This window comes from Paenibacillus peoriae KCTC 3763, from assembly GCF_000236805.1.
Taxonomy (GTDB): domain Bacteria; phylum Bacillota; class Bacilli; order Paenibacillales; family Paenibacillaceae; genus Paenibacillus; species Paenibacillus peoriae.
Genome location: NZ_AGFX01000012.1, coordinates 435,496 through 457,453 on the forward strand (window position 1 = coordinate 435,496; position 21,958 = coordinate 457,453).

General features: G+C 47.4%; 21 protein-coding genes. All 21 read right to left on the reverse strand.

Features of this window, described 5'->3' with window-relative positions:
- Positions 1-41: 41 nt before the first annotated feature.
- Complete coding sequence (locus KQI_RS0108380) at positions 42-254, reverse strand: YlzJ-like family protein (protein WP_007430086.1); 213 nt, start codon at positions 252-254, stop codon at positions 42-44.
- On the reverse strand, positions 251-1,099 hold the full coding sequence (locus KQI_RS0108385; RefSeq protein ID WP_010346328.1) for a ClpP family protease: 849 nt from the start codon (positions 1,097-1,099) through the stop codon (positions 251-253). The genes KQI_RS0108380 and KQI_RS0108385 overlap by 4 nt, the downstream gene beginning before the upstream one ends.
- Before the next feature lie 228 nt (positions 1,100-1,327).
- On the reverse strand, positions 1,328-3,007 hold the full coding sequence (locus KQI_RS0108390; protein ID WP_007430084.1) for a ribonuclease J: 1,680 nt from the start codon (positions 3,005-3,007) through the stop codon (positions 1,328-1,330).
- 347 nt (positions 3,008-3,354) lie between these two features.
- A complete protein-coding gene (dapA, locus tag KQI_RS0108395; protein WP_029390082.1) occupies positions 3,355-4,236 on the reverse strand; it encodes a 4-hydroxy-tetrahydrodipicolinate synthase in 882 nt (293 codons plus the stop codon).
- 38 nt (positions 4,237-4,274) lie between these two features.
- On the reverse strand, positions 4,275-5,492 hold the full coding sequence (gene dapG / locus KQI_RS0108400) for an aspartate kinase (protein WP_010346330.1): 1,218 nt from the start codon (positions 5,490-5,492) through the stop codon (positions 4,275-4,277).
- 36 nt (positions 5,493-5,528) lie between these two features.
- Positions 5,529-6,566, reverse strand: coding sequence for an aspartate-semialdehyde dehydrogenase (locus KQI_RS0108405; RefSeq protein WP_010346331.1), 1,038 nt, complete (start codon positions 6,564-6,566; stop codon positions 5,529-5,531).
- A gap of 135 nt (positions 6,567-6,701) precedes the next feature.
- Positions 6,702-7,295: a dipicolinate synthase subunit B gene (locus tag KQI_RS0108410; protein WP_010346333.1), complete on the reverse strand. Its 594-nt coding sequence runs from the start codon at positions 7,293-7,295 to the stop codon at positions 6,702-6,704.
- A complete protein-coding gene (gene dpsA, locus KQI_RS0108415; protein WP_010346334.1) occupies positions 7,292-8,191 on the reverse strand; it encodes a dipicolinate synthase subunit DpsA in 900 nt (299 codons plus the stop codon). The genes KQI_RS0108410 and dpsA overlap by 4 nt, the downstream gene beginning before the upstream one ends.
- Positions 8,192-8,444: 253 nt before the next feature.
- Positions 8,445-8,891 carry a dUTP diphosphatase gene (gene dut / locus KQI_RS0108420; RefSeq protein WP_010346335.1) on the reverse strand — a complete coding sequence of 149 codons (447 nt, stop codon included), beginning with the start codon at positions 8,889-8,891 and terminating at the stop codon, positions 8,445-8,447.
- Positions 8,875-10,134: a M16 family metallopeptidase gene (locus KQI_RS0108425; RefSeq protein ID WP_010346336.1), complete on the reverse strand. Its 1,260-nt coding sequence runs from the start codon at positions 10,132-10,134 to the stop codon at positions 8,875-8,877. Before KQI_RS0108425 ends, dut begins: the two co-directional genes overlap by 17 nt.
- A gap of 66 nt (positions 10,135-10,200) precedes the next feature.
- On the reverse strand, positions 10,201-11,205 hold the full coding sequence (locus KQI_RS0108430; protein WP_010346337.1) for a polysaccharide deacetylase family protein: 1,005 nt from the start codon (positions 11,203-11,205) through the stop codon (positions 10,201-10,203).
- A gap of 228 nt (positions 11,206-11,433) precedes the next feature.
- Entirely contained in the window at positions 11,434-13,536 is a 2,103-nt protein-coding gene (pnp, locus tag KQI_RS0108435; protein ID WP_010346338.1) for a polyribonucleotide nucleotidyltransferase, read from the reverse strand.
- Between the two features lie 232 nt (positions 13,537-13,768).
- Complete coding sequence (rpsO, locus tag KQI_RS0108440) at positions 13,769-14,038, reverse strand: 30S ribosomal protein S15 (protein ID WP_007430074.1); 270 nt, start codon at positions 14,036-14,038, stop codon at positions 13,769-13,771.
- Between the two features lie 132 nt (positions 14,039-14,170).
- Positions 14,171-15,109, reverse strand: coding sequence for a bifunctional riboflavin kinase/FAD synthetase (locus KQI_RS0108445; protein WP_010346339.1), 939 nt, complete (start codon positions 15,107-15,109; stop codon positions 14,171-14,173).
- Positions 15,110-15,281: 172 nt separating this feature from the next.
- A complete protein-coding gene (gene truB, locus KQI_RS0108450; RefSeq protein ID WP_010346340.1) occupies positions 15,282-16,217 on the reverse strand; it encodes a tRNA pseudouridine(55) synthase TruB in 936 nt (311 codons plus the stop codon).
- Positions 16,214-17,191, reverse strand: a complete 978-nt coding sequence (locus KQI_RS0108455; RefSeq protein ID WP_010346341.1) for a DHH family phosphoesterase — start codon at positions 17,189-17,191, stop codon at positions 16,214-16,216. Before KQI_RS0108455 ends, truB begins: the two co-directional genes overlap by 4 nt.
- Before the next feature lie 51 nt (positions 17,192-17,242).
- Entirely contained in the window at positions 17,243-17,593 is a 351-nt protein-coding gene (rbfA, locus tag KQI_RS0108460; RefSeq protein WP_010346342.1) for a 30S ribosome-binding factor RbfA, read from the reverse strand.
- A gap of 20 nt (positions 17,594-17,613) precedes the next feature.
- Complete coding sequence (infB, locus tag KQI_RS0108465; RefSeq protein WP_010346343.1) at positions 17,614-20,187, reverse strand: translation initiation factor IF-2; 2,574 nt, start codon at positions 20,185-20,187, stop codon at positions 17,614-17,616.
- The gene (locus tag KQI_RS0108470) at positions 20,180-20,503 is read right to left on the reverse strand and encodes a L7Ae/L30e/S12e/Gadd45 family ribosomal protein (RefSeq protein WP_007430068.1); all 324 of its coding nucleotides are present in this window, start codon (positions 20,501-20,503) and stop codon (positions 20,180-20,182) included. Before KQI_RS0108470 ends, infB begins: the two co-directional genes overlap by 8 nt.
- Positions 20,496-20,804, reverse strand: coding sequence for an RNase P modulator RnpM (gene rnpM, locus KQI_RS0108475; RefSeq protein ID WP_007430067.1), 309 nt, complete (start codon positions 20,802-20,804; stop codon positions 20,496-20,498). The genes KQI_RS0108470 and rnpM overlap by 8 nt, the downstream gene beginning before the upstream one ends.
- A 23-nt stretch (positions 20,805-20,827) precedes the next feature.
- Positions 20,828-21,925, reverse strand: coding sequence for a transcription termination factor NusA (gene nusA / locus KQI_RS0108480; protein WP_007430066.1), 1,098 nt, complete (start codon positions 21,923-21,925; stop codon positions 20,828-20,830).
- Between the last annotated feature and the right edge of the window lie 33 nt (positions 21,926-21,958).

A 21,958-nucleotide genomic window follows, 5' to 3' on the forward strand; every position in this document is an offset into this window, starting at 1 on the left:
AACAATAAACGACCTATTTTCGTGTTATTCGACACCACCTTCTACGACCACTCGATGACTTGCCCTGGCTCATAACGCGGATTCAGGTAGGCTTCGAGCGGGCAGTCCAACAATCGTACAATGATTCCCCGACGACTTTCGAGCTGCTGCACCTGCATAAGCAAACCGTCCACCCGAACCTCTGCAAACCCCTCTGGCTCCTTCCACATGCCTTCCCACACCATTTCCATTGGCATTACCGTATATAAGGTCATTGGGGCAGCTCCCCGCTATGTTCACCTGAAGTTGCCCCTGAGGGACTACCAGTAGGATTGGGTGAAAAAGGAGCAAACGGAGCCTGCTGCTGATTCCCTACCATCCCGTTTTGCTGGCGGCGTGTTTCAATGATGGTGTTCAACTGTTTTAGCGCCTCTCCGATGCCACCAACCGCATCCATCAATCCATATTTTACTGCATCGGCTCCACCCACTGCTGTACCAATATCGCGGTTTAATTCACCCGTTTTGAACATCAGTTCCTTGAATTTCTCTTCAGTGATCCGAGAATGGGAAACAACAAAACGCACGACGCGTTCCTGCATTTTCTCCATATATTCAAACGTTTGCGGGACTCCGATGACCAGACCGCTCATACGAATGGGGTGAATGGTCATTGTCGCACTCTCAGCAATATAGGAATAAGTGGATGATACAGCAATAGGGACACCGATGCTATGCCCTCCGCCAATGACGATAGTCACTGTTGGCTTACTCATTGAAGCGATCATTTCAGCAATAGCCAGCCCAGCTTCTACATCACCACCAACTGTATTCAGCAATATCATTAATCCTTCGATCCGTGGGTTTTGCTCTGCCGCTACCAGTTGGGGAATGATGTGCTCATACTTGGTCGTTTTGTTTTGAGGCGGTAAAATGAGATGTCCTTCAATTTGGCCGATAATTGTCATGCAGAAAATATTGGATTCGCTTCCGGGCATGGAGGTTTGTCCCAACTGCTGCAATGCCTCCATAGCAGGTAAAGCGGGTCTTTGTCCAACTTCTGGTTGATCCGGTGCTTCTGTTCCCTCGTTGTCAGATGTTAGGCTGCTGTATTGTTCCATATAGGTGATCTTCCTTTCGCTTTACGCATCTATGTGACCCGTATTCACCCTCTAGTATGGGATGGGAATGGAATATTTTATACCCGCCTCCATGCCTTACCTCAGCCAAAAAAGTCAAAAAAGCCTCTCCACCCGCGGAAACCGTCCAATATTTCCTGCGGGAGAGAGGCGACTGTGTGCCTGTGACTTAAGTTTTTAATTCAGGTTTTTTAACAAATTCCAATTGACTCACACTTCCATTATAATTGGCAGGATCATCGGTCTGCGACGAGTTTGCTCGTACAAGAAGCGACCCAGTGCATCCTTGACATTTGTCTTGAGGGAAGCCCATTCATTTACATTTTCACTCATGAGCTTATGCAATGTACTTGAGACAATACGATTGGCCTCATCCAGCAAGCCTTCCGATTCGCGGACATATACGAAACCGCGGGAAATGATATCCGGTCCCGATTTGATCGTGCCATCTTGCTTGCTCAGCGTTACAACAACGACCAGAATACCGTCCTGTGACAGCAACTTGCGGTCACGCAATACGATATTTCCTACATCCCCTACACCCAGTCCGTCGATTAGCACGTTACCTGCTGTAACTTTACCAGCTCTGCGTGCTCCGCCGTTCTGAATTTCAATGACTTCACCGATGTCTGTGATGAAGATGTTTTCAGGCTCTACACCTACTCCTTCAGCAAGCAGAGCATGACGGCGTTGCATTCTAAACTCACCGTGAATTGGCAAGAAGAATTTGGGTTTCATAAGGTTCAACATCAGCTTGAGTTCTTCCTGGCTTCCGTGTCCAGAAACGTGAATCCCCGGATTAGCTGCGCTGTAGTATACATTGGCACCCAAACGGAACAATTCGTCAATCGTGCGACCAACATATTTCTCATTACCAGGTACCGGAGTAGCTGCGATAATGACCGAATCTCCCGGAAGAATATCCACTTTACGATGTGTGGAACGAGCCATTCTTGTCAAAGCGGACATTGGCTCGCCCTGACTGCCTGTGCAGAGAATAACTACGCGATCTGCTGACATTTTGCCAACTTCTTCAGGCTCGATCAGCATTCCGTCTGGAATTTCCAAATAGCCCAGATCAGAAGCAATTCCTACGACATTCACCATGCTGCGACCGATAACCGTTACTTTGCGCCCTGTCGCTTCCGCAGCATTGATAACCTGCTGAATGCGGTGTACGTTGGAAGCAAAAGTTGCTACAACCACACGCTGTCTCGACTTACGGAAAATATCTTCCAGCACGATGCCGACGCTCTTTTCTGAAGGCGTAAAGCCCGGTTTTTCCGCATTGGTGCTGTCTGACAAAAGAGCCAGTACGCCACGTGCGCCGATTTCAGCCATACGCTGTAAATCCGCATATTGTCCGTTAACCGGAGTATGGTCAAACTTGAAGTCGCCAGTATGAACAACAGCACCTTCAGGAGTATCAATGCAGACACCTACAGAATCCGGAATACTATGGTTTGTTTTGAAGAATGTTACCTTCAGCGAGGAACCCAGCTTGATTTCGGAATCAGCATTGATTAAAATCCGTTTGGTTTCGCCAAGCAGATTCGCTTCCTTCAGCTTGTTCTCCACCAATCCCAGCGTCAATTTGGTACCATATACAGGTACATTCAAATGTTTCAGCACGTAAGGCAAACCACCGATATGGTCCTCGTGACCATGAGTCAGCACTATGCCTCTTACCTTGTCGCGGTTCTCTGTAAGGTAGGAAATATCAGGAATAACGATATCAATGCCGAGCATGTCCTCTTCCGGGAATTTCAAGCCGGAGTCCACCACGACAATGTCATTGCCGTATTGAACGACATACATATTTTTCCCGATTTCACCGACGCCGCCCAAAGCGAAAATCATCAATTTATCGTTGTTTGTTTTTTTAGACAAATGAATCTAAACCTCCTATGGTAGTTGGACGTCGTACCTTGATTTGTTTATTTAATTTTCAAAAAAATACCGCACCCAGTCACTTGACCCCATTATACATGATTAAAATACGAAAAAACAAGTCATCCAGTCCGTTACGCTAGGTTTCCCATTGCCGCCTAAAACCATGAGTCCAGTCCATTTATCCAGATGGATGGTTAAAAGCACGACAAAAAGGACGTTCCATAAGAACGCCCTTCATGCCGAAGAATCTTGTCAGGCAATAAACCCTTTCGGTTTTGCTGGTAACGATTTCCCCTAACAATATACTCTTAACTATGTGTCAACTTTCACTGCGAAATCTTCAATTACCGATTAAATAACTTCTTGATAAACTCCGCTTCCTCCTCGGTTGGAGGAATAAGCGGCAACCGAACCGAACCGACCTTAACATTCCGCAATTCCAATGCGTACTTTACAGCGACCGGATTAGGCAGAGGATGAGGACAGTCAAACAAGCCTTTGAAAACCGGGAACAACTGCTGATGCAATTTCGCTGCCTCCTGCGCATGTCCTTCAACAAGTGCATTGATCATCTGCTTCATTTCTGCGCCTACCACATGGCTGGCTACGCTGATAATACCATATGCGCCCACAGCCATAGCAGGCAATCCAGACGCGTCATCCCCTGAATAAACTACAAAGCCTTCTGGAGCTGCCGCTGCAATTTGTGTAACCTGCCCGAGTGATGCACATTCTTTGGTTCCCACAATGTTCGGGATTTGTGCGAGCCGCAACGTCGTTTCAGCTGTCAGACTCGCTGCGGTACGGCTTGGAACATTATACAATATAACTGGGAGGGAAGTAGAGTTCGCAATGCTTTCAAAATGCTGATACATCCCTTCCTGATTCGGTTTATTATAATAAGGCACTACCAGTAGCACACCGTCTGCTCCTGCCTGCTCCGCAGCACGGGTCAGGTGAATGGAATGACGTGTATTATTGCTTCCGGTTCCGGCAATGACTTTACATCGTCCGGCTGCTTTTTCTACAACAAATGAAAATAGCTTGATTTTTTCCTCATCACTCAGAGTAGGGGACTCGCCTGTTGTCCCTGATACGACAAGTGACTCTGAATGTTGTTCTTCTATTAAATAATCAATCAACGAGGACAATGCAGCCCAGGCAATCTCTCCTTGCTGATCAAAAGGTGTCACCATTGCGGTAATCAGTCTGCCGAAGTTCACCATGCTGCCTCCTTTTTTTGCAAGTCCGAGCGGACATGCGCTTACTGATGGAGTTCGAATTTATTATGCAATGCGCGTACAGCCTGCACCATATCATCTTTTTTTACAAGTACCCAGATGGTCGTGTTGGAATCTGCCGATTGAAGAATCTGTACATCTGATTCTGCCAATGCCTCTACAATTGTCGCCATAATGCCCGGTACCCCGTTGATACCGCCTCCTATGACTGAAACTTTAGCACACCCGGCCAAAATCTTAGTCTCTAAGCCCAAATTGTTCAACACTTCAACCGCTTTGCTTCCATCATGATCGGACACAGTATAAACTGCCCCGGATGGAGTGACATTAATAAAATCAACGCTGATTCCGTGCTCAGCCATAGATTTGAATACTTGCAGCTGCAAATGCTCCAAACCCGGCTTTAATTCTACGGTAATTTGAGTGACGTTGCCGACATACGCAATACCGGTCACGAAGCGGTCTACGATGTCTGCCTCTACGTCCTTAAAGCCTTCTGGGTGTGTAACCAGCGTACCTTCTCCTTCAGAGAAGGTAGAGCGAACACGAACCGGAATATTCGCCTGCATAGCGATTTCAACAGCACGTGGATGGATAACCTTTGCTCCCTGATGAGCCATATTACAAATTTCAGTATAGCTAACATGCGAAAGCGGCTTGGCATTTTCTACAATGCGCGGATCTGCGGTCAATATGCCGTTCACATCCGTATAAATGTCAACCATATCCGCATGTAGAGCAGCACCCAGCGCAGTGGCTGATGTATCACTGCCGCCCCGGCCCAGTGTAGTCATATCACCGTTTGCCGTCTGTCCCTGAAAACCTGTCACAATAACGACCCGGCCCTGATTTAGCTCTTCCGCAATACGATCCGGCTTTATATCCAAAATACGAGCATTGCCGTATTGATCATCCGTAATAAAGCCTGCCTGTGCGCCAGTTAGCACCGTAGCAGGAATACCTTCCTTCTCCATCAGGCTGCATAATGTAGTGGCAGAAATGATTTCGCCACAGCACAGCAGTAAATCCCGTTCGCGCTTCGGAAGACTGTCGCCGTTAGACGCCGCCCAATCGAGCAGCGTGTCCGTCGCATAAGGCTCTCCTTTCCTCCCCATGGCTGACACAACAACAACCAGTTGAACATTTTGTTCCAGCTCTCGCTTCACATGTCCCAGCACCAGTTGACGCGCTTCAGGTGTGGACAGCGAAGTTCCCCCAAATTTTTGCACTAAAATACCCATCATTCTTCCCCCATCTTACTCCCTGCTTTGGGAACGTTACTCCGCATTTGCAGCAATAATTTCCGCGATTTGTACCGCGTTCCATGCCGCTCCCTTGAGCAGATTGTCGGATACAACCCACAAATTTAATCCACGGCTATTGCCCAAATCACGGCGTACACGTCCTACGAATACATCCGGTTTTCCTGCGGCTTGGGATGCCAGCGGATAGAGCTGGGCAGCAGGATCGTCCACCAGCGTTACCCCTGGTGCCGAAGCAAGCAGACTGCGGATTTCCTCTAAATCATAATCTTCTTTAAGCTCTACATAGACAGATTCTGAGTGACCGTATACGACAGGAATCCGTACACATGTTGCCGTTACTTCTACGGATTCGTCACCCAGTATTTTTTTCGTTTCACGTACCATTTTCATTTCTTCCAGCGTATAACCGTTGTCCTGGAATTTATCGATTTGCGGGATAGCATTGAAAGCAATCTGATGCTTTACTGGCAATGAGCCCACCGGCAACAGATCGGGCTGAACTTCTTCACCGTTAAGGATCGCTGCACTTTGACGATTTAACTCATCAATGGCACGACTTCCAGCTCCGGACACTGCCTGATATGTGGATACAATAATACGAGAAATGCCATACTTATCATATAATGGTTTCAAAGCAGCTACCATCTGGATGGTGGAGCAGTTCGGGTTGGCAATGATACCCTGATGCTCGGCAATTTTGTCACTGTTCACCTCAGGAACTACAAGAGGAGCTGTCGGTTCCATTCGGAATGCGTTCGTGTTGTCAATGCAAACTGCACCATGACGAACAGCATGTGGTGCCAGTTCCTTACTTACGTCTCCGCCTGCACTAAACAAGGCAATGTCGATTCCTTCAAAGCTGTCGGGGGTAGCGATCTCTACTGGAATTTGCTGACCTTTAAAGCTAATTAACGTACCGGCAGAACGAGGCGACGAAAGAAATTTAACTTTGTCCACAGGAAAATCTCTTTTTTCCAGCAGATTTACGATTTGTTCTCCTACAGCGCCTGTCGCTCCAACGACAGCTACATTAAACTTTCTATTGCTCATCTGGCTTATCTCCCCTTCTCGACTAAAAAAACCATTTTTTATTCTGAAAGCATCCACCGCCAACAAGAAATTAGACCCGATGTAAGATCGAATCATCTTCTAGGCGAGGGATGCTCAGCAGTTAACTATAGTACTTCATAGGGTCTTGCGTTCCACAATCATCGGCTGAAGCTGTTTGCCTTGCATTGCTTCGTAAGCTGCCTCCGGAATCAACTCCATGTTAGCCACAAGCGAGTTTGGCTTTTTAAGTGGATTGTCCTGTCCAAACGGCACGAAAAAGATGTTTTTAGCTACTAGTAACTTGGCGATATTGGCAGCATTCAGACCCAATCCATCATTAGTAGATATGGCCAAAAGAAGTGGACGACCATTGCGTAATTGCGCCTTGGCAGCCATTAAAACCGGACTGTCTGTCATCGCATTCGCCAACTTGCTCATCGAATTCCCCGTCAAAGGTGCAATTACCAGCACATCGAGCATTTGGGAGGGCCCCAGTGGTTCAGCCTCCACAATTGTAGAAATGATATCATTCCCTGTTATATCTTTCAACTGTTTTTGCCAACTTTGCGAACTACCAAAGCGAGTATCCGTTGTTAGTACCGTATTGGATATAATGGGAATGACCTTAGCACCCTCATCAACAAAGCGCTGTATAACAGGCATTACCTCTTCAAATGTGCAATGTGAGCCTGTAATGGCATAACCTACTGTTTTCCCTTGCCAACTCATTGTGCATCCCCCCGCTCAGGATTATCTTCCATTAACAACTGCACCAGTGTATTCGCTATAATGGTACCAGCAGTTTTGGGAGCAACAATACCGGGAAGGCCGGGGGCAAGCACAGCCGTGATTCCACGTTTTTCCGCATAACGGAAGTCACATCCGCCCGGAGCGGAGGCAAGATCAATAATTACGGTGCTCAGTGGCAATTTAGACAGGATTTGCGCTGTGATTATCATAGAGGGTATCGTATTAAAAATCAAGTCAACTCCCTGTGTCTCACTCGCTAGATCCCTTGTCATAAAAGGGCTCCATCCCATTCCTACCGCTCTCGCCGCTTCCTCTGCCCGCCGTACTCCAACCTTCACCTTGGCTCCCAAACCCTGCAGTACCCTTGCCATGGTAAATCCAGTCCGTCCCATGCCCAGAACCATGCAATCGGCACCATGAATCGTAAAATCCGTATGCTGAATGGCCATCATCAATGCGCCTTCGGCCGTAGGTATGGAGTTGTATATGGCTACATCATCTCTATCCAGCAGCTCCACTAGCTTCAAATCGTGCCTGTTACAAATATCTTTTAAGTATGTTCTCGCCATTCCTGTGTACACAACGCAATGCGGTGGAAGAGCAGCAGCATGCTCATTCAAAAATTGGAGCTTTTGCGCTCCAAAAAGTGCATTCACGTTCCCTTCCTCATCGCATCCCACAACCGGCAGAATCAGCGCGTCTGACGATTCCAGCAGCTTGACAGACAAGGGCTCTAGTGATACTCCTTTGAGTGGTGCTTCAAGCTTATCAAAGCCAACCACGCTGACGGTAGCATCCATGTCCACACATTTGCGGATGACTTCAAGCTGCCTCGCATCGCCCCCCAAAGCAAGGATGCGTATTCCTGTTAGCATCCAGATCACTCCTTTCCGAGACACGATATGCTTTTATTCTATGCATGCGCCCGGAAAGGGGTGAAAAGCAAAAAAGGCTGCCCCTTTATGGGACAGCCTTTATGTGTATTTATATTCATAAGCAGGCCATTTGAATACATGCCTAGAGCGATTTCAACTCGGTAATATATAGAGCGAAACGCATTAATTCGTTCACATGTTGTGCTGCCGAGCCATGAAAAATGAATAAGAAATTTTATAGATAAACCTATACTCAGCGTCCTGTATGACCAAAGCCTCCAGCACCACGCACGGTCTCAGACAACTGGTCTACTTGTTTCAATTCCACCTCAGGTACAGCCTGAAATACCATTTGCGCAATTCGCTCATTACGTGTAATCGTGAACGATTCCTCGCCCAAATTAATAAGAAGTACCTTTATTTCCCCACGATAATCCGCATCTATCGTCCCCGGTGTGTTGAGACAGGTAATACCATGCTTGAGAGCCAGTCCACTACGCGGACGGATTTGTGCTTCCAGTCCCGCTGGCATCGCTATTGCAAATCCGGTTGGAACGAGGCAACGTTTGCCCGGTTCCAGCACCAGCTCGTCCTGTACCGCTGCATACAGGTCAAACCCGGATGCAAGCTCTGACATTTTACGAGGCAATTCAATATCTTCATTGCCCTCAAGTCTGTTAATTTCAACGTAAGTTAACAAAATAGTCCCTCCCCATATCTTTAACCGCTGAATCACTCGCTCCGACCATCGACAGAGCAAATGGCTCCGAGAACATCCGATCCAGCACCTTGTTCACATCATCAGCCGTCACTTGCTCAATATGTTCGATCATTTGATCCAGCGTATAATGCCGACCCAGCATCAACTCATTTTTTCCAAGACGGTTCATCCGGCTGCCTGTACCTTCAAGACTTAAAATCAAGCTTCCTTTTAACTGCTCCTTGCCTTTATGAAGCTCATTAGCGTCCAATCCGTTGATAGCCACATCCTGCAGCAGCTCCAGCGTCAAATCCAGCACGTCCTTCGTTTGCTTAGGGGCCGTCCCTGCATAGATCGTGAACAAGCCGCTATCTGCATGAGAGCTATGATAGGAATAAACCGAATAAGCCAGCCCGCGCTTTTCCCGAATTTCTTGAAACAAACGTGAGCTCATGCCGCCGCCGATCGCATTATTCAGCAAGACCATAGCATACTGTAGTTCGTCGCCAGTTGCAAATCCGGGCAGGGACAAGCAAATGTGATTCTGCTCCGTCGCTTTCTCATGATACAGCAGCTCACCGTTAAACGCAGGCAGTGTCAGCGGCGAAGCGGTGCCATGATTATCAAAATGTCCAAAATGTTGCTCCAGCAATTCGATAAGTCGATCGTCCACATTGCCAGCCACACTGATAACTGTATTATCAACTGTATAATGCTCCTTCATGTAGTGGCTGAGATGTGAGCTATCCATAGCAAGCAAATGCCCTTCGGTTCCGAGAATTGGAAAAGCCAGTGGATGTTCACCATAAGCTGCCCGGGATACAAGATCATGCACCATATCATCCGGTGTGTCCTCGTACATGGAGATTTCCTCAAGAATCACATTTTTCTCTCTCGCTAGTTCATCACGATCCAATTTGGAATGAAAGAACATATCAGACAACACATCAACCGCGATTGGCAGATGCTCATCCAGCACTTTCGCATAATAGCAGGTATATTCCTTGGAAGTGAACGCATTTACATTTCCCCCGATAGCGTCGAATTGCTCGGCAATTTCCTTGGCGTTAAAGCGCTCTGTTCCTTTGAAAAGCATGTGTTCAATAAAATGAGAAATACCGCTATTGTTCGGTGTTTCATTCCGGGACCCGGTTTTAACCCAGATGCCAAAAGAAACTGAACGCACGGTTGGAATTTTTTCAATGACCACTCTTAGGCCGTTTTTGAGTTGAATTCTTTCCACGATTGGCCCTCCTAAACTGAATTGCATACTTAGCCATAATGTTCAATCCTAACAGAAAAAAGACGTTCACTCAACCGGAGCAGGTAGCTGCCGATCAGAGGAAAGCGTCTGACTGACAGTTCCGAGCACGAGTCCTTTACTCCGAATGGCATGAATCATGCCTTTGAGAGCCGCCGCCGAGGAATCCGTAGGGTGCATTAATATCAGGGAGCCTGATTCAACCTGACTACTGATTTTGTTAACCACCGATTCTGGCGACGGATGCCTCCAGTCTACGGTGTCCAATGTCCACAGCACGGTTTTGAGTCCGAGTTCTGCGGCCAGATCAACGGTTTGCTGATTAAAATCACCTGACGGCGGGGCAAACCAGCTGTTTTTCACACTCAATATTTCTTGAAGAAGCACTTCCGTCTTCTGTATTTCTTGTGTGGCCCTTTCCCGACTCAGACGGCTCATATCCGGATGAGAGTAGGCATGATTCGAAAGCTCATGTCCTCTTTTTTGAATCTCCTTGGCGAGTTCAGGATTTTTTTTCAACCAGCTTCCATCCAGAAAAAACGTAGCCTTAACCTTTTCCTGATCCAGCGTATTCAGTATCGGTACAACATACTCGTTTCCCCAAGCCACATTGATCATGAAGGAGACCATCGGCTTCTCAGGATTCCCCTTGTAGATCGGTACATTACCCAGCTGGTTCAAATGTACTTTGGGTGCCAATTGCCGATACACATACTGGATTGGGCGGTCTGGAGCTTTAATCGCTTTGCGATAGGTGGCATCCAGGTCGACCTCCAGTCCGTTATAGCCCGGAATAGCCTTCCATACTCTGTCGATCTTGGCATCAACCGGTTCCCGCCGCTGACGGGCTGCTTCGGCACGTAGTCGCTGCATAAGCGCATTATCAGGTACAGCTGCAACTCCCATTGTTGTTACAGCCTCTGGCTCGTTCCCCCTTATGCCTTGTCCATCACGTAATTGACCAATGTATTCACGAATCCCGCTAAATTGCCCGATAATCAGCGTGATAGCCAAACTGGTTACAACCCACACTGCTCTCTTTGCCCTTCTCATGATCCCTTCATCCTCCCGCCCGTTTGTCCACATTGTATGCGGGGAGGACAAGAACTATGACGCAGTAAGCTTCTATAAGCCCAGTTCGGCACAGCTTGTGCGTATGTATGAAAAAAGAGCCAGAAACGTAGCTCTGCCTCTTTCCAAATGCTTAAATCATGCTATTCAAATCCCGTGTTCTGTAACACGGATAGGCTTCCTGTTGCTTGTGGTCCGCGATACCAGCACCTAGGACTTCGCAGGAGCTTCAGCCGTCAGAACCGCTTTACGGGACAAATTGACACGACCTTGCTGATCGATTTCAGTTACTTTCACCGTAATCGTATCTCCAATCGCAATCACATCCTCAACTTTGGCTACACGCTCAGTAGACAGTTGAGAAATATGAACCAGACCGTCCTTGCCCGGTAAAATCTCGACGAATGCACCGAATTTTTCAATCCGTTTCACTGTACCGATGTAAATTTCACCGACCACAACTTCCTTAACGATACCTTCAATAATGGAGCGTGCCTTTTCATTCATCTCTTGGTTTGTGGAAGCGATGAACACACGACCATCCTGTTCGATATCAATTTTCACGCCGGTTTCTTCGATGATTTTGTTAATGATTTTACCACCTGCACCAATAACATCACGGATTTTATCCGGATTAATATGCATCGTCATAATTTTTGGAGCGTACGGAGACAACTGCTCGCGCGGCTTTTGGATGGCTTCCATCATCTTGCCAAGAATGAACAAACGTCCTTCTCTAGCTTGCTTGAGCGCATCCTGCAAAATTTCACGGTCAATACCGTCAATTTTAATGTCCATTTGAATGGCAGTTACACCTTCTGCTGTACCAGCCACTTTAAAGTCCATATCGCCTAGATGATCTTCCATGCCTTGAATATCCGTCAGCACGGAAACATGATCTCCGTCCTTGATCAAGCCCATAGCTACACCTGCAACTGGAGCCTTGATCGGTACACCTGCATCCATCATAGCCAGTGTGCTTGCGCAAATACTAGCTTGGGAGGTTGAACCGTTCGATTCCAGCACCTCGGAAACCAGACGGATGGTATATGGAAATTCAGTTTCGGAAGGAATTACTTTGGAAAGCGCACGCTCACCAAGCGCACCATGTCCAATTTCACGTCGACCCGGCGCACGCAAAGGACGAGCCTCACCTACGCTGAATGGAGGGAAATTGTAATGATGCATGAAGCGTTTCGTTTCTTCCAGATCAATACCGTCCAGAATTTGTACGTCACCCAATGCACCAAGTGTACAAACGCTGAGCGCTTGCGTTTGACCGCGTGTAAACAAGCCCGAGCCATGCGTACGCGGCAAAATGCTCGTGTCGCTTTCGATCGGACGAATTTCATTAAGCTTTCGACCGTCAGGGCGCACTTTATCATGCGTAATCAGACGACGAACTTCCTCTTTAACGATATCATAGAGAACTTCGCTCACGTCTTTCAAAAGCTCAGGCGTCTCTATGTATTGCGCTTCAAAGTGAGCAACTGTCGCTTCGTTGATTGCATCAATCGCCTCTTGACGGGCATGTTTTTCTGCAATTTTTACAGCTTCCACCAAACGCTCAGCTGCATAAGCACGTACTTCACTGTTCACTTTGTCATCAACAGCATGCAGCTTAACCTGCATTTTCTCTTTACCTGCCACTTGAACCAGTTGTTCAATAGCTGCCACAATGTTCTTAATCTCGTCGTGGCCGAACATAATCGCTTCCAGCATGACTTCCTCTGGAATTTCGTCGCCTTCCGCTTCTACCATCATGATGGCATCTTTCGTTCCGGCTACAACCAGGTACAAATCGCTGGTTTTCTGCTGCGCAATGTCCGGGTTAATCACGAATTGTCCGTTTACACGGCCTACAGCAACTCCACCAATCGGCCCGTTAAAAGGCACATCCGAAATGCTAAGTGCCGCCGAGGTTCCGATCATCGCTGCAATTTCCGGTTCGCAATCCTGATCAACACTCATCACCAGGTTCAACACCTGTACATCATTCCGGAAACCTTCCGGGAACAATGGGCGAATGGGACGGTCTGTCAAACGGCTGGACAAAATCGCTTTTTGACTTGGGCGTCCTTCACGTTTAATAAATCCACCTGGAATTTTCCCAACAGCATACAATCTTTCCTCATAGTTCACTGTCAGCGGAAAAAAGTCCAGATCTTTCGGTTCACGGGAAGCAGTCACGGTACAAAGCACAACTGTTTCTCCGTAGCTTACTTTAACTGCCGCATTAGCCTGTTTCGCAAGACGTCCTGTTTCCAGCACCAGCTTTCTTCCGCCGAGCTGCATTTCTACACGTTGCTCCATGGTATCCCTCCATTTCATTTCATTGTAAAAGTTCTATACATATCCAGTATTTCCTGCGCAGGTCTTATTCATAAGAAATTCACATTCAAATAAGATATGTAATTTCAAAAAAAGATTCTGCATTTCAAAAAAGATTCTCATTTCAAAAAAGAACCCGGCTGCTGTCCGCCGTCGCCTTAGCAGGGACAAGCGGTGAACAACCAGGCTTCTTTTCTCATTACATGTCTGAAAATTAACGACGCAGTCCGAGACGCTCGATCAACGCACTGTAACGTTTAACATCAGTCTTCTTCAGGTAAGCCAAAAGTTTACGACGCTGACCGACCATTTTCAACAACCCGCGGCGGGAGTGATGGTCTTTCTTGTGCGAACGAAAGTGACTTTGCAAGTTGACGATGTTTTCAGTAAGGATAGCGATTTGTACCTCAGGTGATCCTGTATCGGATTCATGAGTTTTGTACTCCTCGATCAATTGCTGTTTACGCTCTTGAGTCAATGCCATCCTGTTCACCTCCTTCATTATAATCGCCACTAGCCTCGTAGCCGCCGGTGAAAGCGGACAACCAAGCTAAGGTTCATCGTTGTTTACACAACATAAGTCAGTATAACACAGCGCCTGTCTTATGTAAATAATTTAGCCTAGTAGCTTTTTAGCTGTCTGTGCGTCATTGCCAATTTGACTGATCAGCTCGTCTACAGAAGAGAATTTACGTTCAGGACGGATGTAATGATGAAGCTCAACCACCACAGACTCCCCATAAATCTGCTGATTAAAATCAAACAGATGCACCTCAAACGACGGATTCAGCACGCCTTCATGAAAGGTAGGCTTAACTCCTACATTCATGACACCGCTTATCCAACGATTGCCTACGAGTGCCCGTACAGCATATACACCCTTGGCCGGAATTACGTAGGTATCATCCAGTTTGAGATTAGCGGTCGGAAATCCGATCGTGCGCCCCCGCTTCTCTCCATCCATTACAGTCCCCCGTATACGGTAAGGACGTCCCAACCAGCGAGACGCTTGGGTCAGATCTCCGGCCTGCAAAGCACGGCGGATACCAGAACTGCTGACCTTTTCCCCATCCAGTTCAAACGGGGGCACGGTGTGAACAGCCATCTGCTCTCCACCAAGCTTGCGAAGCGTATCCTCATGCCCCGCACCTCGGTAGCCAAACCGAAAATCAAAGCCCACTACTGCCGTTTGGATTTGCAATGGAAGCAGTACATCTGTCATGAACGCCTCAGGGCTGACTTTGGAAAAATCTTCGTTAAAGCTCATAATATAAAGAACATCCACACCCATGTCGGCCAAAATAGTCTGCTTGTCCGCAAGCGGTGTTAAATAACCTTCATAGTCACCTTTTTTCATGACTTCCTTCGGGTGAGGATGAAATGTCATGACAGAACCCGGCACTTTCTGTTCCCGAGCCAACGAAACGGCTTGGTGTATGACGCTTGCGTGTCCCAGATGAAGACCGTCGAACTGACCAATCGCCGTGACCTGTGGACGCCCCCATTGCTGTAAAAGCTCATCACTCAATGGATAAGATAATGAAACGGTAATCATATTCATTCACCTGCATTTCACATCATTTGACTAACTTCGTCAAAATTATAGCACATTTCAAGGTAAGAAAAACGTCTATCGACGTACTTTCACGGAAGCCAGATCGCGCCTAGCGGAAGTTTTTCTTGCGATTATAAAATTGTTCAGCTCCGCTGAAAATTTATAAATTCTATCATCTTAAAAAAACTTTAATTGGAGCGATCGCACCAGATTCATCTCGTCCATATATGCCTAAAAACGTTTTATCCTCTTTATACAAACGGAAGGGCTGGCAGTCGGTCACAGGTGGTGAAATCATATTCAGCGACAAACGTTGACCTTGTAAAGCTGCAGCTACCTTTGCTTCGGCCACCGTATGCTCAGGCATATAGTCAATCGCCTGATCGGTTGCAATGAGCCGCTCACCCAAACTGCCATCCGCTACGCAGCGCTCTATCTCTTCGAACGTCAGGCAACGTTCCGCGGAAATTCCCGCAGACATGGTTCGCTCCAGCTTGACCATCGTCGAAGGATATCCCAACGCACGGCCAATATCAACACATAGTGTACGGATATATGTCCCTTTGGAGCATAGGGCACGGAAGGAAATATCCACATACGATCCTGTCTGCTCGAATCCTGTCATCTCCAGCTCGTAAATATCTACTTCGCGGCTTTTGCGCTCCACGGTTTTTCCTTCTCGAGCCAGTTCATATAGACGTTTGCCATTCACTTTGAGCGCAGAATACATCGGCGGCACCTGCAAGATCGTACCAACAAAGCGCTCAAGCGCTGCTTTGACTTCTTCTTCCGTCACCTCTACTGGGCGTTCACTTTCTTCAGTAACTGTCCCTGTAAGATCTTCGGTATCGGTCGCTATGCCTAATCTCAGCGTGGCCTGATACTCCTTGGGCCGCTCCTGCATGTATTCTACGACCCGGGTAGCCCGCCCCAGACACAAGGGCAGCACACCGGTTACCTGCGGATCAAGCGTTCCGGTGTGCCCAATCCGTTTCATCCCCAGTAGACGGCGAGCTTTTGCCACCACATCATGAGAGGTAAATCCAGCGGGTTTAAGGACGGGCAAAATGCCTTCCCAACTTGCCTGTTCCTTCTTCATTGGGTTCATAGCTCGTCCTTCACCCGCCCTACAACCGTCTCAATAATATCCTCCAGCTTACCTTCCAGCCGGCAGCCCGCAGCACGAACATGTCCTCCGCCCCCAAACGAATGGGCTAACGCAGCTACGTTAACACGACCTGCTGATCTCATGCTGGCTTTAACCGCTTGTTCATTGATCACTTTAAAGAAAATGCCTACTTCAACGCCACGAATATTTCTTGGATAGTTAACAATTCCTTCCAAGTCCTCGTTAACAGCTCCGCATTCCTTCATATCCTCAGGTGTAACAACCACCCAGGCGATTTTACCATTCTCCGACATCGTAAGCGTCTGCAATGCTTTGGTCAGCACCTTCATTTGTGGGAATGTCATTTCTTCCAGCAAATTTTCAGACAAAGATGGACCGTCTACACCGTAAGTGAGCAGCTGAGACACAATAGACATCACCTTTGGCGAAGTGTTGGAATACCGAAAGCCTCCTGTATCCGTAAGCAGTCCTGTATACACAGAAGTCGCTACATCAACGTCCCACTTCACTGCAAACATTTCCAGTAAATCAAAAAGAATCTCCGCTGTTGCCGCTGCATCCGACTTAATTACATTCACCGTACCATATGCATCATTTGTTGGATGATGATCAATATTCAGGATAACAGCATCTTCAGCAAAAAACTGTTCTGTTAGACCAACACGACGATAATCTGCACAATCCACGCAAATAATCCGGTTGTATTTCCGTTCTGGCGGTTGCTGGCTCATATCCATAATCTCATCGGCATGCCATAAAAAATCCATGCGTTTGGGAATAGCTCCCTCGTTCAGCATGGTAAATTTCTTCCCCAGACATGAGAGAAGCCAGCCCACCGTTACGGTGGAGCTGACTGCGTCTCCGTCCGGCTGTACATGCGATACGATCAGGTAATCATCATGCTCCAGAATAAATTCCTTCGCTTGTTGAAGCGCCTGTTCATAGGTATGCATTGCCGTCTCCTTTACATTCAGTTCATGGTTTCTTCGGATCAAGAGGAATCCCTATTTTTCGTCCTTGTCGATATCACTCAACAGCTTTTCAATTCGGCTGCCGTAAGCAATAGATTCGTCAATTTTGAAAATCAGCTCAGGAATATGGCGGAGCCGTATCCGTTTGCCGAGTTCAGAACGAAGATAACCGTTCGCTTTGTCCAATGCTTTCAGGGAAGAATTTTTTTGTTCTTCATCCCCAAGCACGCTCAAGTATATTTTGGCTTGGGACAAATCGTTTGTGAGATCGACACCCGTTACCGTGATAAAACCGATGCGGGGGTCTTTTAATTCGGTTTGTATGAGTTGGCTTAGCTCCTTCTTGATCTGCTCGCCAACCCGACCTGTACGTATTTTAGCCATGGATGCTCACCTCTCTGCTGTTAGCGCTCCACTGTTTCCATGACGAACGCTTCAATAATGTCGAGTTCCTTAACATCATTATAGCCATCAAGGGTAATACCGCATTCGTAACCTTGGGCAACTTCTTTTGCGTCGTCCTTAAAGCGTTTCAGTGAGTCGATTTTACCCTCAAAAATAACGATGCCGTCACGAATCAGGCGTGCTTCTGCTGAACGGGTAATTTTACCGGACGTCACCATACAACCAGCGATCGTACCGACTTTAGTAACTTTGAATACGTTACGAACTTCAGCGTGCCCGATCACATTTTCTTTATATTCAGGATCCAGCATGCCTTTCATAGCCTGCTCGATTTCTTCAATAACATTGTAAATGACGCGATGCAGACGAATGTCCACTTTTTCAGCTTCCGCTGTAGATTTTGCCTGATTATCTGGACGAACGTTAAAGCCAATGACAATGGCATTGGAAGCCGCAGCCAAAATAATATCGGATTCGGTAATTGCACCTGCACCACTGTGAAGAATTTTGACGCGTACACCTTCAACTTCAATCTTGTTCAAGGAGCCTTTCAGCGCTTCGACAGAACCTTGTACATCACCTTTGATAATGACGTTCAGATCCTTCATCTCACCATCCTTGATGTGTTGGAACAGGTCATCCAGCGTTACGCGGGTGTTGCTGCCCAGATCGGACTGGCGCTGCGTGATCGTACGTCTATCAGCGATAGCACGGGCTTTGCGCTCATCCTCAAACACCATGAACGGATCACCAGCGAGTGGAACTTCTGTCAAACCAGTAATTTCAACTGGAGTAGAAGGCCCAGCTTCCTTGAGACGACGACCTTTGTCGTTGACCATGGCACGTACACGCCCGAAGCAGTTCCCCGCTACAAAGGCATCACCGACTTTCAGAGTACCATTCTGCACAAGCACACGAGCTACAGAACCGCGGCCCTTATCCAACTCAGCCTCAATGATAGTACCGCGTGCCCGTTTGTCCGGGTTCGCTTTGTATTCATTCACTTCAGCTACCAGCAGAATCATTTCGAGCAGATCTTCCAGACCCATTCTTTGTTTCGCTGAGACGTTGACGAAAATGGTATCTCCGCCCCACTCTTCGGGTACCAACTCATATTCAGTCAGTTCTTGCTTTACTTTATCCGGGTTCGCATCCGGTTTGTCAATCTTGTTCACAGCCACGATAATAGGCAAACCTGCCGCTTTCGCATGGTTGATGGCTTCGACCGTCTGTGGCATAACACCGTCGTCAGCTGCAACCACGATAATCGTCATATCTGTAACTTGAGCACCACGAGCACGCATTGCAGTAAAGGCCTCGTGACCCGGTGTATCCAAGAAAGTGATTTTTTTACCGTTGATTTCAACCTGGTATGCACCGATATGCTGTGTAATACCACCGGCTTCGCCACCTGTTACATTCGTGGAGCGAATAGCATCCAGCAAAGTGGTTTTACCATGATCGACGTGACCCATGATTGTTACAACTGGTGGACGTGTTTTCAGATCCGCTGGATCATCATTCTCTTCCACCGTTTCAAAACGATCTTCTTCGACCGGAATCTTCACTTCTACCTCAACGCCAAAGTCACCAGCCAGTAAAAGAATGGTATCCATATCCAGTTCCTGATTGATCGTCGCCATTGTTCCGAGCATAATCAGCTTTTTGATAACTTCTGACGCATCCTTGTGAAGCAGCTTCGCTGTTTCGCCTACGGTCATCTCGCCACGCACAATAATTTTCTTAGGCGTGTTGTCGATTTTCTCACGACGCTCCTGCGGTTGTCCTTTACCACGGTTGTTAAATTTCCCGCCACGATTGTTACCACCGCGGTTATTGCCACCACGGCCACCGTTACCACCACGTCCTCCGCCTTGACGGTTATCGTCGAAACGGCCTTGGCCGGAACGGTTATTACTGTTACTGAAGTTACTGCCTGTACGATTGCCACCACCATTACGGTTGGCATTGCCGCTTCCCGTTGATGAAGATGCTCTTACTGCCGTCCCACCTTGGCTACTCCCTTGAGAACGCGTACCTGTGTTACTAGTGGAACGCTGTTGTCCCCCTTGTTGTTGACCATTACTGCGGTTCTGGCTGCCCTGCTGACCACTTGGTTTATTCGCACTTTGCTGACTGCGGTTTTGACCGCCCTGCTGGCTACCTTGCGCTCTTGGAGCGCTGCTTCGACTACTGTTTTGGTTGTTGTTTGTCCTATTCATACTTACCTGCTTTTCCTGTTGATTTTTGGTTTGCTCAGTTGAATGATTACTGTTTTGACTTGAACCGGTCTGACTTGAACCAGTCCGACTTGAACCGTTCTGGCTTGAACCAGCCTGATTCGAGCTTACTTGCGCCGTGTCTGCTCCACCTTGCTTAGCCGCAGCATTGGATTTGATATTCTTAAAAAAATTTTCCACTTTGCCTACGGCATCATGTTCCATGACGCTCATATGGTTGTTTACGGGAATATCCAGCCGTTTAAGAATGGTGATAATTTCTTTGCTGCTCATGTTCAACGATTTGGCGTATTCGTATACCCGCACTTTGTCTTTGCTTTCTTGTTTACTCAATATACTCCACCTCCGACATTATCCCCGCATGTTTCATGATCAATTTCGCGAATCCTTGATCCGTCACAGCCAGCACAACCCGTTCAGGTTTGCCGATACTGCTTCCCAAGCTTTCCCGGTCAAATCCTATCAATAAGGGGATTTTGTACGTCCCGCATTTGTCGCGGAATTTCTTTTGAGTATTCATTGAAGCATCTTTTGCAAGAATGACCAGCTTGGCTTCTGAAGACCTGATCGCTTTATAAACGATCTCATCACCTGTTAGCAGCTTGCCAGCTCTCATGGCAAGACCCAATCCAGACAGCGCCTTATTCATCCTGCACGCTGCCTTGTGCCGCCAGGAATTCTTCCTCGACGGCAGCAAAATCACGACTTAGCTGCTCATAGATGTCAGGATGAACCGAGTGCTTCAATGCTCGATCCAGTGCCTTACTTTTTTGAGCCAGCTTGAAGCAGGCGGCTTTGCCGCACAAGTAAGCGCCGCGCCCTGACTTTTTACCGGTCAAGTCAATCAGCACTTCGTCTTCAGGGGTTTTAACGACACGGATCAACTGCTTCTTTGGCATCATTTCATGACAGGCCACACATTTGCGCAAAGGTATCTTTCTCTGTTTCATGCATTAACCCCCCTACACTCCGCTTAATCTACAGAAACGGAATCCTGATGCATTTCATCGGTGGATGTTCTTGGTCTGCCAAGCTCTTCCTCCGCCTGTGTTTCACTCTTAATATCAATTTTCCAGCCAGTAAGCTTAGCAGCAAGACGAGCATTCTGCCCTTTAATGCCAATAGCCAGAGAAAGCTGATAATCCGGCACAATGACGCGCGCCATCTTTTCTTCTTCAAATACCTGTACCTCAAGTACTTTAGAAGGGCTTAACGCATTAGCAACGTATTCGTCAACATTATCGGAATAGCGCACGATGTCAATTTTTTCGCCACGCAGCTCATTCACAATGGTTTGTACCCGTGTTCCTCTAGGTCCTACACAGGAGCCTACTGGATCAACCTCTTCATTGCGGGAATGAACCGCGATTTTAGAACGGAAGCCTGCTTCACGCGCTACAGAACGAATCTCTACCACACCGTCAAAAATTTCAGGCACTTCGAGTTCAAACAAACGCTTAAGCAGACCTGGATGTGAGCGGGACAGCATGATTTGCGGCCCTTTAGTTGTGTTCTCTACCTTGGTAATATAAGCCTTAATCCGATCCAGATGGTTAAATTTCTCATTTGGCATCAGCTCGCTCAACGGCAAAACCGCTTCTACCTTGCCCAAATCAATATAAATATTGCGTGGGTCTTGGCGCTGTACAGTTCCTGTTACAATATCTTCTTCCTTGTCCACAAACTTGTTGTAGATCAAGCCCCGTTCCGCTTCGCGGATACGCTGGGTCACGACCTGCTTCGCTGTTTGTGCAGCAATCCGTCCAAAATCACGTGGTGTAACTTCAATTTCAGCGATATCCTCCAACTGAAAATGCGGATTAATTTCACGAGCTGCCGGTAACGAAATCTCGGTGCGAGGGTCCAATACCTCCTCAACGATCAACTTGCGCGCATATACCTTAATGACTCCCGAGTTGCGGTTCATATCAACACGCACGTTCTGTGCGGTGTTGAAATTCCGTTTGTAGCTGGAAATCAAGGCTGCTTCAATGGCCTCAAACAGCACATCCTTACTGATCCCCTTTTCTCTTTCCAACTCGTTCATTGCTTCAATAAAATCCATACTCATGGATTACTGCTCCCCCTTTCAAATGATGGCACC